16 protein-coding genes and 2 pseudogenes are annotated in these 14,999 nt (G+C 65.3%); 7 read left to right on the top strand and 11 right to left on the bottom strand.

Annotated elements, in window-relative coordinates:
* Nucleotides 1–4 precede the first annotated feature (4 nt).
* Complete coding sequence (locus A5760_RS16350) at nucleotides 5–814, top strand: SDR family NAD(P)-dependent oxidoreductase (RefSeq protein ID WP_064882510.1); 810 nt, start codon at nucleotides 5–7, stop codon at nucleotides 812–814.
* Here the strand turns inward: A5760_RS16350 and A5760_RS16355 are convergent.
* Nucleotides 811–1,650 carry an SDR family NAD(P)-dependent oxidoreductase gene (locus A5760_RS16355; protein ID WP_064882512.1) on the bottom strand — a complete coding sequence of 280 codons (840 nt, stop codon included), beginning with the start codon at nucleotides 1,648–1,650 and terminating at the stop codon, nucleotides 811–813. The two genes, A5760_RS16350 and A5760_RS16355, sit on opposite strands and share 4 nt — an antisense overlap.
* Nucleotides 1,651–1,735: 85 nt before the next feature.
* Here A5760_RS16355 and A5760_RS16360 point away from each other — a divergent pair, with 85 nt between their 5' ends.
* Both A5760_RS16360 and A5760_RS16365 read left to right on the top strand, forming a co-directional pair.
* The gene (locus A5760_RS16360; RefSeq protein WP_064882513.1) at nucleotides 1,736–2,227 is read left to right on the top strand and encodes a MarR family winged helix-turn-helix transcriptional regulator; all 492 of its coding nucleotides are present in this window, start codon (nucleotides 1,736–1,738) and stop codon (nucleotides 2,225–2,227) included.
* 17 nt (nucleotides 2,228–2,244) lie between these two features.
* Complete coding sequence (locus tag A5760_RS16365) at nucleotides 2,245–2,661, top strand: DUF5313 domain-containing protein (protein ID WP_064882515.1); 417 nt, start codon at nucleotides 2,245–2,247, stop codon at nucleotides 2,659–2,661.
* Between the two features lie 3 nt (nucleotides 2,662–2,664).
* Here the strand turns inward: A5760_RS16365 and A5760_RS16370 are convergent, their stop codons facing one another.
* Nucleotides 2,665–3,513, bottom strand: coding sequence for a mycofactocin-coupled SDR family oxidoreductase (locus tag A5760_RS16370; RefSeq protein ID WP_064882517.1), 849 nt, complete (start codon nucleotides 3,511–3,513; stop codon nucleotides 2,665–2,667).
* Between the two features lie 238 nt (nucleotides 3,514–3,751).
* Nucleotides 3,752–4,402 carry a TetR/AcrR family transcriptional regulator gene (locus A5760_RS16375; protein ID WP_064882519.1) on the bottom strand — a complete coding sequence of 217 codons (651 nt, stop codon included), beginning with the start codon at nucleotides 4,400–4,402 and terminating at the stop codon, nucleotides 3,752–3,754.
* On the opposite strand from A5760_RS16375, the pseudogene A5760_RS27795 reads away from it, so the two are divergent.
* Nucleotides 4,347–5,261, top strand: a pseudogene (locus A5760_RS27795) (acyl-CoA dehydrogenase family protein); the annotation flags it as partial. The gene A5760_RS16375 and the pseudogene A5760_RS27795 sit on opposite strands and share 56 nt — an antisense overlap.
* A 156-nt stretch (nucleotides 5,262–5,417) precedes the next feature.
* Nucleotides 5,418–5,831: pseudogene (locus A5760_RS27800) on the top strand (acyl-CoA dehydrogenase family protein); the annotation flags it as partial.
* Nucleotides 5,832–5,839: 8 nt separating this feature from the next.
* Here the strand turns inward: A5760_RS27800 and A5760_RS16385 are convergent.
* From A5760_RS16385 to A5760_RS16420, 8 genes are all read right to left on the bottom strand, one after another.
* Entirely contained in the window at nucleotides 5,840–6,109 is a 270-nt protein-coding gene (locus A5760_RS16385; RefSeq protein ID WP_064882523.1) for a DUF4190 domain-containing protein, read from the bottom strand.
* Between the two features lie 146 nt (nucleotides 6,110–6,255).
* The gene (locus A5760_RS16390; protein WP_064882525.1) at nucleotides 6,256–7,086 is read right to left on the bottom strand and encodes an acyl-CoA dehydrogenase family protein; all 831 of its coding nucleotides are present in this window, start codon (nucleotides 7,084–7,086) and stop codon (nucleotides 6,256–6,258) included.
* Between the two features lie 3 nt (nucleotides 7,087–7,089).
* On the bottom strand, nucleotides 7,090–8,187 hold the full coding sequence (locus A5760_RS16395; RefSeq protein WP_064882527.1) for an acyl-CoA dehydrogenase family protein: 1,098 nt from the start codon (nucleotides 8,185–8,187) through the stop codon (nucleotides 7,090–7,092).
* A gap of 17 nt (nucleotides 8,188–8,204) precedes the next feature.
* Nucleotides 8,205–8,675, bottom strand: a complete 471-nt coding sequence (locus tag A5760_RS16400) for a nuclear transport factor 2 family protein (protein ID WP_064882528.1) — start codon at nucleotides 8,673–8,675, stop codon at nucleotides 8,205–8,207.
* Nucleotides 8,653–9,873, bottom strand: coding sequence for a metal-dependent hydrolase family protein (locus A5760_RS16405; protein WP_064882530.1), 1,221 nt, complete (start codon nucleotides 9,871–9,873; stop codon nucleotides 8,653–8,655). Before A5760_RS16405 ends, A5760_RS16400 begins: the two co-directional genes overlap by 23 nt.
* 3 nt (nucleotides 9,874–9,876) lie before the next feature.
* Nucleotides 9,877–10,200 carry a hypothetical protein gene (locus tag A5760_RS16410; RefSeq protein WP_064882532.1) on the bottom strand — a complete coding sequence of 108 codons (324 nt, stop codon included), beginning with the start codon at nucleotides 10,198–10,200 and terminating at the stop codon, nucleotides 9,877–9,879.
* The gene (locus tag A5760_RS16415; protein ID WP_064882534.1) at nucleotides 10,184–11,461 is read right to left on the bottom strand and encodes an aromatic ring-hydroxylating oxygenase subunit alpha; all 1,278 of its coding nucleotides are present in this window, start codon (nucleotides 11,459–11,461) and stop codon (nucleotides 10,184–10,186) included. Before A5760_RS16415 ends, A5760_RS16410 begins: the two co-directional genes overlap by 17 nt.
* 16 nt (nucleotides 11,462–11,477) lie before the next feature.
* Nucleotides 11,478–11,996 carry a carboxymuconolactone decarboxylase family protein gene (locus A5760_RS16420; RefSeq protein WP_064882535.1) on the bottom strand — a complete coding sequence of 173 codons (519 nt, stop codon included), beginning with the start codon at nucleotides 11,994–11,996 and terminating at the stop codon, nucleotides 11,478–11,480.
* A 399-nt stretch (nucleotides 11,997–12,395) separates the two neighbouring features.
* On the opposite strand from A5760_RS16420, the gene A5760_RS16425 reads away from it, so the two are divergent.
* Both A5760_RS16425 and A5760_RS16430 read left to right on the top strand, forming a co-directional pair.
* The gene (locus tag A5760_RS16425; RefSeq protein WP_064882536.1) at nucleotides 12,396–13,694 is read left to right on the top strand and encodes an amidohydrolase family protein; all 1,299 of its coding nucleotides are present in this window, start codon (nucleotides 12,396–12,398) and stop codon (nucleotides 13,692–13,694) included.
* A gap of 121 nt (nucleotides 13,695–13,815) precedes the next feature.
* Complete coding sequence (locus A5760_RS16430) at nucleotides 13,816–14,982, top strand: acyl-CoA dehydrogenase family protein (RefSeq protein ID WP_064882538.1); 1,167 nt, start codon at nucleotides 13,816–13,818, stop codon at nucleotides 14,980–14,982.
* The last annotated feature ends 17 nt before the right edge of the window (nucleotides 14,983–14,999 follow it).

A 14,999-nucleotide genomic window follows, 5' to 3' on the forward strand; every position in this document is an offset into this window, starting at 1 on the left:
GACCATGGCAATCGATCCCTCGAACATTCTGCTCACCGGCCGGGTGGCCGTGGTGACCGGTGGGGGAGCCGGCATCGGGCGCGGCATCGCTACCGGCATGGCGGCATTCGGTGCTCGGGTGGCGATCTGGGAGCGCGACCCGGAGACCTGTGCGCAGGCAGCCGAATCCATTGGCGCCCTGGGCATCGTCACCGATGTTCGAGACGGTGAGCAGGTGGACGCCGCACTGCAGCGGACCGGCGCCGAACTCGGCACACCCACGATCCTGGTCAACAACGCCGGCGGCGTGTTCTCCTCGCCGCTGCTGGAGACCAGCGAAAACGGCTGGGACGCACTCTATCGCGCAAACCTGCGCCACGTGCTGCTGTGCAGCCAGCGGATCGCCCGGCAGATGGTGTCCGCGAACGTGCCCGGCAGCATCATCTCGCTCACCTCGATCGAGGGCGTACGAGCCGCACCGGGCTACGCGGCATACGCCGCCGCCAAGGCCGGTGTAATCAACTACACCAAGACCGCGGCGCTGGAACTGGCCCCGCACAACATCCGCGTCAATGCGATAGCGCCGGATATCACGCTCACCGAAGGGCTGGCGAACCTTGGCGGCGATGCCGCCACGACCGCCATAGGCAACATCGTGCCGCTGGGGCGTCCCGGCCATGTCGACGAAATCGCGAGTGCCGCAGTGTTTCTGGCCTCTGACATGTCGGCCTACCTGACCGGCCAGACGCTACACGTCGACGGCGGCACCCAGGCCTCCAGTGGCTGGTATCACGACCCGCAGACCGGCGACTACCGGCTGGGGCCGACGAGCTAGTGCGTCCAGCCCTCGGCGGCCTGTTCGTCGAAGGTGCGATCGATGCGCTCGAACCTGCGCTTGACCGACGCCCGGGCCGCCTCGTGCGGCAGGATGTACAAGCGGTTGGCCAGGATCGCGTCGGCGGTGAGCCGCGCGACGCCATCGACCGAGACCGTGTCATCCTGCGTCGGCGGGAGCTGTCCGACGCCGCTCGTCAGGTCTGGCGCTGACGCGAGCCCGTCGTCCGCGCCGCGAATTCGTTCCGAGTTCGCGACCAACCCCGTCTCGATGACCATCGGGCAGAGCACCGAAACGCCGATGCCGTTGTCCCTGACTTCGCGGGCCAGCGCCTCGGCCAGCCCGACGACGCCGTACTTGGCAACGCCGTATGCCCCGAGGCCGGCGTTGGGCACCAGTCCGGCAAAGGAAGCGGTGAACGCGATGTGGCCACCCTTGCCCTGCTCGATCAACTTCGGCACGAACGCCTCGACGGCGTGGATCGAACCCCACAAATCGATATCGATGACCCAGTGCCAGTCTTCGTGCGACATCGCCGCGAGCGGACCCGCGACGACGATGCCCGCATTGCTGAACACGACATCGACCTGACCCAGCAGCCGGAAGGATTCATCCGCGAGGCGCACCATTTGATCGAGATGCCGCACGTCGCACGTCACCCCGTGTGCGTCGAACCCCTCGGCCTTCAGGTGCGCCACGGCTCGTTTCAGCGCGGACTCATCGACGTCGGCCAGCACCACGCGGGCCCCACGGCGGGCGAATTCGGTGGCGGTGGCCAAACCGATGCCGCTCGCACCGCCGGTGATGACCGCCCCGCGCCCCTCGAAATCGTCCATGGATGCCGAGCGTATTACTCGCCCAGGAAACGGTGTGAGAGACATCATGTAGCTAGCACCCTAACTATTAGGGCACCATATAAATATGGCCGCTCCGACTGCGCGCGACATCGATCCGCTGGCGCTCGAACACCAGGTGTGCTTCGCGCTGGCGACGACCAACCGGGCGGTCCTGGCGGTGTACCGGCCCCTGCTGGAGCCGCTCGGCCTGACCCATCCGCAATACCTGGTGATGCTGGCGCTGTGGGATCACCGCAAGGACCCCGCGGCGGACCAGTTCCCGTTGTCGGTCAAGCAGATCGCCGCCGCGTTGCAGTTGGATTCCGCGACGCTGTCGCCCATGCTCAAGCGCCTGGAGGCGCAGGGGCTCATCACCCGCGCGAAGAACGCGGCCGACGAGCGCACCACCGATGTGATGCTGACGCAGCGCGGAATCGCCTTGCGGGAGCGAGCACTTGAGATTCCGCCCGCCGTGGTGGCGCGTCTGGGTGTCGAGCTGGCCGAACTCGAGAACCTACATCGGGTCCTCGGCCGTATCAACGCCGCCGCCGTGGCGGCCGGCGCACTGCAATCCTGACACCCTGAGGAGCCATCATGACCGACGCGAAACCCAATCTGTGGCAGCGGATCGGCTATTCCTACGGCCGGCGACTGCCCGACTCGATGCGCACCTGGGTGGCGCGCGATCTGGCCGGGGAGGGAGCGGTCCGCCGGCACATGATCAGGTGGGCCATACCACCCCTGCTGGTCCTTGCTCCGTTCTGGCTGCTGCCCGCGTCGCTCTACGTGCACACGGAGATGACCGCGCCGCTCTACATCTGGGCGCTGCTGATAACCCTTGCCCTGAACAAGGTCTGGCGCCGCCACCGGCTGGCGGTCCACGGGCTGGACCCGAACCTGGTCGACGTGATCGCCCGCCGGAAACAGGCACGGATGCACGAGGACTACATCGCCCGCTACGGGCCGCGACCCGAATCGGCCGAATGGCAGTCCAACAGCAGCCCCTTCTAGCGGCTACTTCAGGCAGCTACCCGCGTCGATGGGCAGCGTCACACCGGTGATGTAGCGGGCTTCGTCCGAGGCGAAGAACAACACCGCGTTGCTGATGTCGATCGGCTCAACCCAGGGGATCGGCAGCGTATGGAACAGCTGGCAGATCGGCGCCATGTCGTCCGGGCCCGGGTTTTCCAAGTCGGGGCGGAACATCTTGAAGGTGCCCTCGTTGTGCAGCATGGGCGTCTTGACGTGGGTCGGGTGCACGGAGTTGACGCGAATCATGTGCTGTCCCAGTTCAACTCCGAAGGCGCGCATCAGCCCGACGACGCCGTGCTTGGCCGCGACGTAGTGGCCGGTGTGGGGGTAGGCCTTGAGTCCGCCCACCGAGCTGGTCAGGATGATGGAACCGCCGTTGCCGCCCGCGATCAGGTGCGGCACACCGGCTTTCACGGTCTTCCACACACCGGCCAGGTTGATGTCGATCATCTCGGTCCAGTCTTCTTCGCTGGTCTTGTCCAAAGTCTCGCCGCCGTTGCCGATTCCGGCGTTGGCCACGATGATGTCGAGCCGGCCAAGCTGCTCGACGCCGTTGTCCACCGCCGCCTTGAGTGCGTCGAAGTCGCGCACATCGACTTCGGCCGTGAAGATCCTGCGGTTGTGCCCCTTGACCAGGTCGGCCGTCTCGGCGAGGTCTTCGGGCGTCGATGCCGGGATCGCGGTGTCCACCACGCCCTCGCGGATGGGCTTACAGATGTCGACGGCGATGATGTCGGCACCCTCCTGGGCCAACCGCACCGCGTGGCTGCGGCCCTGACCGCGTGCCGCTCCGGTGACGAAAGCGACTTTGCCCTCAACACGTCCGGTCATGGCTACCTCAACTCCTGACTTGATCTGATCGGCACGCCTCAGCGCGGAACAAACGCGTTCGGAGGACCGAGGGCCTTGCCGCCCTTGAACTCTGTCATTCGGCCGTCACGGGTGTCAATGACGGATCCGTTTCGGCTATCTCTGGTTCTAGATATTAGAGAATCTCATTCTCACCGGCAAACGGCGTGCGCTATTTGCTCACGAGATAGGAGAGTGAGTGCGGCCGGCTCGGGGTGTGCTACGCGACGAATCCGCGTGAGCAGAAATCCCATACCTCTTCGGCGGTGATGGGGTGCATCGTCGCGTCGTCGGGCCCGCCGCTGGATTGCGCGATGAACATCACCGTCTGCATGGTCATGGCGGCCACCCGCTTGGGATTGATGGTGGTGCGCAACTTGCCCGCGTCGTGGGCCGCGTCCATCAGCTCGGTCAGCAACGCGAGCAGCGGTGCATGAGCGACCTTGACCTCGGCGGGGTGCGTCACCAGCAACCTCGGAGCAAAGTCGGTGAACAGCGGACGCTGGGCCGTGGGATCCGGGCGGGACGCCTCGTAGAGGAGCTGGACCGCGACCTGCAGCCGCTCCAGCGGATCGGCTTGGCTCTCGGTGGCGGCGCGGATCTGGTCGGCCGATCGGCTCAGGGCGTCCTCGAAGAGCGCCAGCAGCAACTCGTGCTTGCCGTCGAATTGCAGGTAGAAGCTGCGCAACGACTGACGGGAGCGGTCCACGACCTCCTGCACGGTAAAGTCCGTGCTGCCCTTTTCGATGATGATGGCCTGGGCCGCGTCGAGGAAGCGCTGAACACGTTGCGCCGCGCGCAGTTTCGCAGTCTTGATGGACCGCTCGACGGCACGCTGCTTCCAGGCCGGCTCTTCGCTGGGGCTGGTCACGGCCGGCTCAGGTGATTGCCGCGAGGGGAGAACATGGTTGGACTCTACCGGAGAACGCGGTGACATCGCTGCGCTCGACCCCCTCACGGATCACGTGTCGGAGATTGTAACTTTCTTACCGCGAGAATACTATTCTCTTAGACGTGTGTATGGAAGCTTATTCGCAAGAGTGAGCCCTGTCGTCGGCGGAAACCCGAATCTACCGACGGCGCGGTGCGCTCAGAACATCCCGGGAAGTGCTGTGCAGCTGACGTTTGACGCCGACGTGGAGGCGTTCCGAGCCGAATTCGTGGCTTTCCTCGACACGCATCTGCCTTCCGAGGCCGAGGCGCTGGTGCGGCCGCAGTCGAGTTCGGACATCCCGGAGTGGGCCCGTCGTTGGCAACGCCTGCTGTTCGACAGCGGATGGCTACAGCCCGGCAACCCGCCGGAGTTCGGCGGGCGCAACGCCACGCTGTTGCAGCAATACGTGTACCAGGAAGAGCTGTCCCGTCGGCGCATCTATCAGAGTTTCAATCCGCAGGGTGTGGGCATCATCGCGGCGTCATTGCTGTCGTTCGGCACAGCCGAGCAGAAGCAGCGTTGGGCGGTGCCGATCCTGCGCGCGGAGATCACCGCGTCGCTGGGGATGAGCGAACCCGGCGCGGGCTCGGATCTCGCGTCGCTGAAGACGCGCGCAGTGCGCTCGTCTGATGCAGAAGGTGACCACTTCGTCGTCAACGGCCAGAAGGTGTGGACATCGGGAGCCCATCACGCCGATGTGTTGCTGACATTCGTGCGCACCGATCCGGACGGGCCAAAACACAAGGGCATCAGCGCTTTACTGATTCCGACCGATACCCCCGGCGTAGTCCGTCGCCCCTTCGCCTCGGTGGGCGACATCGAAGACGTCGACTTCAACGAGGTGTTCTTCACCGACGCGCGGGTGCCGGCCGAGAACTTGGTGGGGGAGCTCAACGCCGGCTGGCGCGTCGCGACCGGTTCGCTCGGCCACGAGCGCGCGATGCTGTGGCTGGATTACGCAGACATGTTGCACGCGTTGACCGCCGAGTCCAGCCCCGCGGGGCCCGTGCAGCGGGATCACTATGCGACGCTGGTGATGGATTTCTACGCGATGCGGCTGCTGGGGTCGGCGACACTGGCCAAAGCCGCGCGCGGCGAGGAGGACGTGCCCGCCCAGTCGGTGCTCAAGCTGCTCGGCTCGGAGGCGATGCAACGCGCCAGCGAGGACGCACTGAGCGCCAAGGAAGGCGACGGACTGGCACTGCGTGCGGTCACCGCCCCGTTCGCGCCGCTCAACCTGGACAGCCACTACGGCAGCTGGTTCGACCGCTACACCCGCACCTTCGCCGCGACCATCGCCGGCGGTACGTCGGAAATCCAGCGCAACATCATCGCCGAACGCGTACTCGGCCTGCCGCGCAATTGAGCTGCGCGTCAGTGCTTCCGGGCGTCCAACTGGGCGTAGTAGCCGATGGCGACGAGACCCGCCACTATCGCGATCGCCCCTAAAACCATGCCGGCGACGGCAGTTCGGGGGTTGTTCGCCTCCCCGCGGGCAACCCGTCGGCGGGCGATGTCGCCCGTCACGACCGCAGCGATGCCGAAGGGCACTCCGAGCAGCAACCAGCAGGTGAGCAGTCCGACCAGGCCCAGCAGCACCGAGGCGACGCCGAACTGGTTTTGTGGTGCGTCGGGGTGACTCATTACGTCCCAACCTCCTGGGGCTGACGGCCGGCGCCGGTTGGCCGCCGCGCCCAGTCTGCTCCGAGCTGCGTCCGCGGGACAAGAAATGGGTCGTACCGCGACCTGATGCACGACGGGTGGTCCCGCGTGCCCCCGGGGACGTCCCGTTACAGCTGCGCGAGCCGTGGCGCAAATCCGGCCGCCACCACCGCTTTTCCGGCGGCACGCGTGAGTTCTCGAGAGCTACCGAGTAGTCCGTCGAGAATCAGCGACCGCTTGATGTGGTGGTGCAGCGGGTGCTCGGCGGTAAAGCCGATACCGCCCAGCACCTGCTGGCAGTGGCGTGCGGAGGTCAGCGCGGCCTGCCCGGCGGCGGCCTTTGCCAGCAGGGAAGCCAGTCCCTGCGGGTCGTCGCACTCGGTGGCGGCCTGCAGTGTGGCCTCGGCACCCTCGATCGCGACAAGTGTCTCCGCCAGCCGGTGCCGGATCGCCTGGAACGAGCTGATGTGCCGGCCGAATTGGACACGGTCCACGGCGTGCTGACGGGCCAGTGACAGCATGGCGCGGCTGGTGCCGGCCAGCCACCAACCCAGGGCTCGCCAACCCGCTTGCAGGGCGGCTGACGGCAAGGGATTTTCCTGCGGCACAGGGTGTATCGGCAGCAGCTCGTCGATCGCCGAGCCGGGGTGGTCGCGACGCTCCCACAGCACCCAGGAGCCTCCGGCGAACGGTAGCGGCAGCGTCCCCCCGGGCGCGTCGCCCGCCGCGCGCAGCACCACATCGTTGAGCACGGGAGCATGCGCGCCGGTCTCACCGAGCAGCTTGAACACCAGAGGGATTGCGATGTCCGGCATTTCGTCGAGCATGTCGCGCCAGCCCAGGTCGGTCAGCGCGGCGTCAAGCTTAGCTCCCGAGGCCGCGCTCATCGTCGTCCGCAACGAGTCCGCCAGCAGGCGCAGCGATTCGGGGTCTGACTCGGTGTCTGCCGAAGGGGCCACGGTTCACTCCTTCCCGAGGTCGAGCAACCGGCGGGCGATGATATTGCGCTGGATCTCGGCGGTGCCGCCGTAGATCGTTGCCGCGCGCGAGTACAGGTATTCCGAACGCCACGGCGTGTCTTCGAGCTCGAGCGTCCCCGGCAACGCGTCGCGGACGGTGTCGTAGAGCCGCTGCTCGGCCGAGGCCAGCAGCACTTTGTCGATGGAGGTGTCGGGTCCCAGTCGGGCCCCGTCGCGCATCCGGTGCTGAGTGGCACGCGACCGGCAGCGCAACGTGTGCAGGGCGAGATAGGCTCCGCCGAGCGCGGATTCGTCGGGCTCGCCGGTTTCGGATGCCGCGGTGATCAGGTCGTCGAAACGCGAATAGAGGTAGGCGATTCGCTGCCAGAAACAGGCGGAACGCTCATAGGGCAGCAGGTCCATGGCCAGTCGCCAGCCGTCGCCGGGCTTACCCAGCATCCGGCTGGCCGGGATCACCACGTCGTCGTAGTACACCTCGCAGAATTCGTCGACACCGTGCATCGTCCGCAGCGGACGGACGGTGATGCCCGGCGTATCGAGGTCGACGAAGAACGCGGTGATTCCGTCGTGCCCGGGCGCGGTGCGGGTCAGCAGCACGCACCGGGTGGAGAACTGCGCGAAGCTGGTCCAGACCTTTTGGCCGTTGACGATCCAGTTGTCTCCGTCCTGGACCGCGCGGGTCGTCAGCGATGCCAGGTCGCTGCCCGATCCCGGCTCGGAAAAGCCCTGGCACCATTGCTCTTCGCCGCTGAGCAGGCGCGGCACCATTTCCTTGGCGAGCTCTGCCGGCGCGTAGTCGATCATCGTGGGCGCGAGCACCTCGAGCATCGAGTAAGGCCCGGGTTCGGCCAGCCGGCGGCCCACCACCTCTTCGCCGACGATCGCGCGCAGCACGGCGGGACCGCCCAATCCACCGACCTCGACCGGCCAGCCGAACCGCATCCAATCGGCGTCGTAGAGCGCACGACTGACCCGGGCGAACTGCCGCATGTGCCCCTGCAGCGAGTGGTCGGGCTCGGGGGTCAGATCGTTGTCGTCGAGCCATGCCCGCAGGTCGGCCCGGAACTGCTCGACATTCACTTCGATTGGTCGGCTCCTTATGTCGTGGTCTGGGCCGCAGAGTCACCGGCGGGACGCCCGATGGCGTGCGGGCGTCCGGAGTCGTGCACACCGCTGCGGCGGATGAAGGTCATGGCGCGGGTCTTCAACCGCCACCCGTCGGCGGTTCGCAGATAGGTGTCGCGGTAGTAGCCGATCCGCATGTCGTGAGTGGCGTGATCGATGAAGCACAGCGGTTGGGTACCGGTGGCCGCATCCCCGTCCAGGTCGACCACCGCGGTTCCGGTGAGGAACAAACCCTTTGGAGCCGCGGCCACCAGTTCCGGGAATCGGCTCAGGCTGTAGGTTTCCCCGAAAGCGCTGTAGGTGCCGTCAGGAGTGAACACTGCGACGAGGCCCTCGATGTCCGCCTGGGTGATGGTGACCGCGTAGCGGCCGAGCAGCTGCTGAATTTCGACCAGGTCGTCGGTTCTGGTTGGACCGCTTTTAGGCTGATCGGGTGTCGACATAGACCTTGCCGCCTTTCATCACGAAGCTGACGTTCCGGGTAACGGTGATGTCTTCCAACGGGTTTCCGGGTACCGCGATGATATCGGCGAGCTGGCCCGTCGCGAGGCGCCCCCGGTCGGTCGAGTCGATGAGCTCGGCCGCGGTGATGGTCGCCGCTCGGAGCACCGCCAGCGGCGGCATGCCCCATTCCACCAGCGTGACGAGCTCGTCGGCGTTTTTGCCGTGTGGTATGGCCGGCGCGTCGGTGCCGACCGCGATCTTCACCCCGGCTTCGTAGGCGGCCTTGATCGATGTTTCGGCCTTGGGGAACATCTCGGCCGCCTTGTCCTGCAATGCTTTCGGGGCGCGGGACACGTCCATCGCCTGGGCAAGCCTGCGGGTGGTAACCAGAAACCTGTCGTTGTCGACCAGCATCTGGATGGCCTCGTCGTCCATCAGGAACCCGTGCTCGATGCAGTCGATACCGCATGCGACCGCGTGCTTGACCGCTTCCGCTCCGTGGGTGTGCGCGGCGACGCGCAGCCCGCGCCGGTGCGCCTCGTCAACGATCGCGCGCAGTTCCTCGTCCGAATAATGTTGTGCACCAGCCTCACCGGTCAGTGACATCACGCCGCCGGAAACGCACACTTTGATCAATTGGGCGCCGTGCTTGATCTGGTAGCGCACCGCCTTGCGGATCTCGTCGACCCCGTTGGCGATGCCCTCTTCGACCGTGAGCTCGAGCGCGCCCGGCATGAACGCGGCGAACATCGTCGGGTCCAGATGCCCGCCGGTGGGTGTGATCGCGTGGCCGGCCGGGACGATTCGCGGCCCATCGACCCACCCTGCGTCGATGGCCTTGCCCAGCGCCACATCGAGCAGGTAGCCGCCGGTCTTGACGAACAAGCCCAGGTTGCGCACGGTGGTGAAACCGGCGCGCAGCGTGCGTCGGGCGTTGCCGATTGCGCGCAGCACCCGCGTCGGCGGGTCGTCCTGTACTTGGGACAGCCCGGGCGTCTCGCCACGTCCGCCCATCAGGAGGTTGACCTCCATGTCCATCAAGCCCGGCAACAGAATCTGGTCGCCGAGATCGATGATTTCGCCTTCGGGGTCGCCACCGACACCGACGATCCGATCGTCCTCGATCTTCAGGATGCCGGGCCGAACGATCTCGCCGCTGTCAACGTCGAGCAGCCCTGCGGCCTTGAGCGTCAGCACCGGCTAGATCACCGGTTCCCGCAGTACTTCAACCCACGCCGCGCCGCTGTCCGGGACGCGCGGTTGTTTCCACGCCTCGATGGGGAACGACACCATGACCAGTGACTGCATCATGTGCATCAATGTCTTTGCGTCATCGGGCAGATCGTTCAGAGGGAACTTGTCGCAGTAGGCGATGACGTCGTTCAGCAATGGGAACGCGACGTCGTAGAACTCCTGCATCTGGGACATCGTCGAGGCCAGCCGCTTGGCGTAGCGCTCGGGCTCGGTCGCCAGGTCCCAATCGATAAACGGCTCGAGGGCGGCGAATTCAGACGGTAGCGCCATTGCGCTGGTACTCCTTCACGTAGTCACCGGTCGTCTTGTGCAGGTGGCGGATCAAGACTTCCTGGTCGCACAGCAGGAACTTCTTGACGGCCCGGGTGCCGATCATGGTCTGCGTCGCTTCCAGGGTGTTGGCGTCCTGCAGCGCGTACTCCTTGAACGTCACGGCGGCCAGCTCCTGGGCCAGGCGTTCCCGCGCATTGCGCGGCGGCACGAAGTACAGCGAGGACTCGAAGATGTGCTTGTCCACCGCGGTAGGCCAGTAGTGGTAGGTCAGGTACCAACCCGGCTCCCAGATCAGCAGCATGAAGTTCGGGTAGAAGAGCCACGAGTCGATGCCCCACTGCGGCACCCGCTTCACGTTGACACCCGGTGGCAGCTCGCGGTTCTCGATGATCTCCGGCTTGTCCCACGGACCGAACAGACCGCTGCGCAGCACCTGGTCCATCGGCTTCACCATGCTCATGTCCACCGGCGGCGCCTGGCCACCCCAGGTCGATTGCAGGTTGTGCGGGCCGGCCAGTTCGTAGTGCAGCGCCTCGTAGCCGAACTTCTGGATCTTGGCGGCTTCTTCCTTGGTGTACTGCCCCTGGTGCAGGATCGGCGCGTGGTAGAACTCGACGAACGCGTCGATGAACAACTTCCAGTTGCTGCCGACCTCGGCCCGGTAGGAGTAGGTCTCCGTCATCTCGCCGAAGGGGTAGCCCTCGATGCTCTTGGCCAGCGGCCCGAGGTAGTCGATCAGCGGCGCCGCGTTGTCGTCGAAGTTGATGAAGATGAAGCCTTCCCAGACCTCGCAGCGGACGGCTGCCAGGCCGTAGTCGCCCTTGTCGACGTTGAAGAACTCTTCCTCCTGTTGGACGAAGGTGAGGTCACCGTCGAGGCTGTAGCGCCATGCGTGGTACTTGCAGGTGAACTGCCGGCAGGTGCCGGAGGTCTCCTCGTTGGGAAAGTCGTTCCACACCAACTTGTTTCCGCGGTGCCGGCAGACGTTGTGGTATGCCTTGACGGTCCCGTCCTTGGTCTTGGTGATGATCACCGAAGTGCCCTTGCCGGCCGCCGGCAGTTCCCTGGTGAAGTAGCTGCCGGTGCGGGGGAGTCGCTCGACCCGGCCGACGTTGAGCCAGGTCTTCTTGAAGACGGCTTCGCGCTCGGCCTCGAAGAACGCCGGATCGATCGAGTCGGTGTAGTCGACCGGCGCGGTCCCCAGGTCGGGGTAGTTTTCTGTCCAGCTGCCGGCGGCTGGCTTGGGGAAGTGCGGCACGTTCTTACTCCTCTTGTCAGTGCTGTTCGGCGTGCTCGAGCTGAATGCCAAAAGTGTTGAAGGCCATGGCCAGCAGCGCGTAGCAGCCGACCGTGAAGACGAAATCCATGCGTTGCTGGTCGTTGAGGCGCTCGCCGAGCGCCGCCCAGGTCTGGTCGGACAGCTCCGACTTCTCGTCGAGTTCGTCGACCCCGGTGATCACGGCTTGGTCGAACGTATCGGCGGCCTCACCTCGTTGCAGGGCCGCGATCTGGTCGTCGGTGATCCCTTCGTCCTTGGCCATCCTCACGTGGTGCGACCATTCGTAGGCGCACTGCCGGCGATGGGCCACCCGGAGGATGGCCAGCTCGCGGATGCGTGGCGGCAGCGTGGACGTCATCAACAGGTGGACGTTGAATCGGAGAAACGACTTGGCCAGCGCCGGGTGGTGAGCCAGCGTGGAGAGCGCGTTGTTGGTGGCCGCGCCACGCATGGCCGAGAGTGCCTGCCGGGTCGCCTCGTCCCACTGGTCAGCCGGCAGCGGCTGCAAGCGCATCAGCAGTGTCCTCTCGGTGAAAGAGAATCAGATTCTCATTTGCAACTAACAGACTGACACGAAACGCGCGCCCGGTCAATGCCGGCGCACCGGGCCCAAGAGTGTGGTCACGGCCTGGCTCACCCGGGCGGCCGGGATAGCTGTCGTTCGCGTCAACGCAGTGGCGGCGCGGTCCCGATATGCCCAGCCGGGTCTTACCTCACGCCATTGCCGCGCGGGGACCGCGTAATTCGTCCCCGCGTTCGGCCGCTGGTCAGGCGGGTGCCGACGGGCTGAGCAACTTATGGATGTTGATTCTCGTCTGGCGAGAAGATAGTTTTCATTTGAGTGATCTTGGCACGGGACAGCGATTCGCCGAGGGCTGTAATCGCTCCGGTGGATCCGATGGAAGGGACGGCCATGAACAAAGAGGACATGATCCTGATCAGCGTCGACGACCACACCGTCGAGCCGCCCGAGATGTTCAAGAACCACCTGTCGAAGAAGTATCAGGATGACGCGCCCCGGCTGGTGCACAACGCCGACGGTTCGGACATGTGGAAGTTCCGCGACACCGTCATCCCGAACGTGGCGCTCAATGCGGTGGCCGGACGGCCCAAAGAGGAGTACGGCATCGAGCCGACGGGGCTCGACGAGATCCGGCCGGGTTGTTACAACGTGGACGAGCGCGTCAAGGACATGAACGCCGGCGGCATCCTGGCCTCGATCTGCTTCCCCTCCTTCCCGGGTTTCGCGGGTCGCCTGTTCGCCACCGACGACCACGACTTCTCGATCGCGCTGGTGCAGGCCTACAACGACTGGCACATCGACGAATGGTGCGGCGCCTACCCGGCGCGGTTCATCCCGATGGCGATACCGGTCATCTGGGACGCCGAGGCGTGCGCCGCCGAGGTACGACGGGTCGCCAAGAAGGGTGTGCACGCCCTGACCTTCACCGAGAACCCGGCCGCGATGGGCTACCCCAGTTTCCATGACGACTATTGGACCCCGCTGTGGAAGGCGTTGTGCGACACCGACACCGTGATGAACGTGCACATCGGTTCCTCGGGGCGGCTGGCCATCACCGCGCCGGATGCGCCGATGGACGTGATGATCACGTTGCAGCCGATGAACATCGTGCAGGCCGCCGCCGACCTGTTGTGGTCCAAGCCGATCAAGGAGTACCCGGACCTCAAGGTCGCGCTGTCCGAGGGCGGAACCGGCTGGATCCCCTACTTCCTCGAGCGCGCGGACCGTACCTTCGAGATGCACTCCGCCTGGACGCACCAGGACTTCAAGGGCAAGCTGCCCAGCGAGGTTTTCCGCGACCACTTCCTGACCTGCTTCATCAGCGACAAGGTCGGGGTGGCGCTACGCAACGAGATCGGCATCGACAACATCTGCTGGGAAGCCGACTACCCACACAGCGACTCGATGTGGCCGGGTGCGCCGGAAGAGCTCTGGGATGTCTTGTCCATCAACAACGTTCCCGACGACGAAATCAACAAGATGACCTACGAGAACGCCATGCGCTGGTACTCGTTCGACCCGTTCACGCACATTTCGCGCGAACAGGCGACCGTCGGTGCACTGCGCAAATCCGCCGAGGGGCACGACGTGTCCATCAAGGCCAAGGGCCACGACAAGGACAGCCGGGGCGGCTCGTCCTTCGCGGATTTCACGGCTAACGCCAAAGCTCTTACCGGCAACAAGGATTGACACACCATCGGACGGATCCGCGCGCCGGTGGCGGTCGCAAGCGCGGCGAGCCGGGCGCAGCGGGCCGGCCGAAAGCTGCTGCATTTCGATCGAAGGAGACTGAGCAGTGCTCGGCGCTGGAATGAACTTTGAGCTGACCGATGACCAGGAACTGATTCGTCGGTCGGTGGCGGAGCTGGCGCGGAAATTCGACGACCAGTATTGGATGGAAAAAGACCAGGCGCACGAATTCCCGACCGAGTTCTACCGCGCCATCGCCGATGGCGGCTGGCTGGGAATGACCATCCCGACCCAATACGGTGGTCACGGCCTCGGCATCACCGAGGCGACGATCCTGCTCGAGGAGGTCGCCAAGTCGGGTGGCGCCATGAACGCCGCCAGCTCGATTCACCTGTCCATCTTCGGCATGCAGCCGGTCGTGGTGCATGGCTCCGATGAACTCAAGGCCCGTACGCTGCCCGCCGTCGCGACCGGCGAGGTGCACATCTGCTTCGGCGTCACCGAACCCGGTGCCGGGCTTGACACTTCGCGCATCACCACGTTCGCCAAGCGGGAAGGCGATCGCTACATCGTCAACGGTCGCAAGGTCTGGATCTCCAAGGCGATGGAGTCCGACAAGATCCTGTTGCTCACCCGGACGCAGAGCTACGACGAAGTCACCAAGAAGACCGACGGGATGACGCTGTTCCTCACCGATCTCGATCGGAGCCGCGTCGACATCCGCCCGATCCGCAAGATGGGCCGCAACGCCGTCAGCTCCAACGAATTGTTCATCGACAATCTCGAGGTACCGGTCGAGGACCGAGTTGGCGAGGAGGGCAAGGGCTTTCAGTACATCCTCGACGGCCTCAACCCGGAGCGGATGCTGATCGCGGCCGAGGCTCTCGGCATCGGGCGGGTGGCGCTGGAAAAGGCGGTGAAGTACGGCAACGAGCGCGAGGTCTTCGGCCGGCCCATCGGCATGAACCAGGGATTGCAGTTCCCGCTGGCCGATTCACTGGCCCGCCTCGATGCCGCCGAACTGATGCTGCGCAAGGCCACCTGGCTTTACGACAACGGCAAATCGTGTGGGCGCGAAGCCAATACGGCTAAGTATCTCTGCGCCGATGCCGGCTTCGACGCCGCGGACCGGGCCCTGCAAACCCATGGCGGCATGGGTTACGCCGAGGAGTACCACATCACACGGTACTTCCGCGAGGCCCGCCTGATGAAGATCGCGCCGGTCAGCCAGGAGATGATTTTGAACTTCCTGGGAGCCAACGTCCTGAAGTTGCCGAGAAGCTACTGATGGCCACTGCCGGTGAA

The sequence above is a fragment of the Mycobacterium colombiense genome, from assembly GCF_001665835.1.
Taxonomy (GTDB): domain Bacteria; phylum Actinomycetota; class Actinomycetes; order Mycobacteriales; family Mycobacteriaceae; genus Mycobacterium; species Mycobacterium colombiense_A.

Bases quoted from the DNA above. Each gene is read 5' to 3' on its own strand.
- A5760_RS16350 (WP_064882510.1), top strand. From the start codon at position 5: ATGGCAATCGATCCCTCGAACATTCTGCTCACCGGCCGGGTGGCCGTG.
- A5760_RS16355 (WP_064882512.1), bottom strand. From the start codon at position 1,650: ATGGACGATTTCGAGGGGCGCGGGGCGGTCATCACCGGCGGTGCGAGC.
- A5760_RS16360 (WP_064882513.1), top strand. From the start codon at position 1,736: ATGGCCGCTCCGACTGCGCGCGACATCGATCCGCTGGCGCTCGAACAC.
- A5760_RS16365 (WP_064882515.1), top strand. From the start codon at position 2,245: ATGACCGACGCGAAACCCAATCTGTGGCAGCGGATCGGCTATTCCTAC.
- A5760_RS16370 (WP_064882517.1), bottom strand. From the start codon at position 3,513: ATGACCGGACGTGTTGAGGGCAAAGTCGCTTTCGTCACCGGAGCGGCA.
- A5760_RS16385 (WP_064882523.1), bottom strand. From the start codon at position 6,109: ATGAGTCACCCCGACGCACCACAAAACCAGTTCGGCGTCGCCTCGGTG.
- A5760_RS16400 (WP_064882528.1), bottom strand. From the start codon at position 8,675: ATGTCGACACCCGATCAGCCTAAAAGCGGTCCAACCAGAACCGACGAC.
- A5760_RS16410 (WP_064882532.1), bottom strand. From the start codon at position 10,200: ATGGCGCTACCGTCTGAATTCGCCGCCCTCGAGCCGTTTATCGATTGG.
- A5760_RS16420 (WP_064882535.1), bottom strand. From the start codon at position 11,996: ATGCGCTTGCAGCCGCTGCCGGCTGACCAGTGGGACGAGGCGACCCGG.
- A5760_RS16425 (WP_064882536.1), top strand. From the start codon at position 12,396: ATGAACAAAGAGGACATGATCCTGATCAGCGTCGACGACCACACCGTC.
- A5760_RS16430 (WP_064882538.1), top strand. From the start codon at position 13,816: ATGAACTTTGAGCTGACCGATGACCAGGAACTGATTCGTCGGTCGGTG.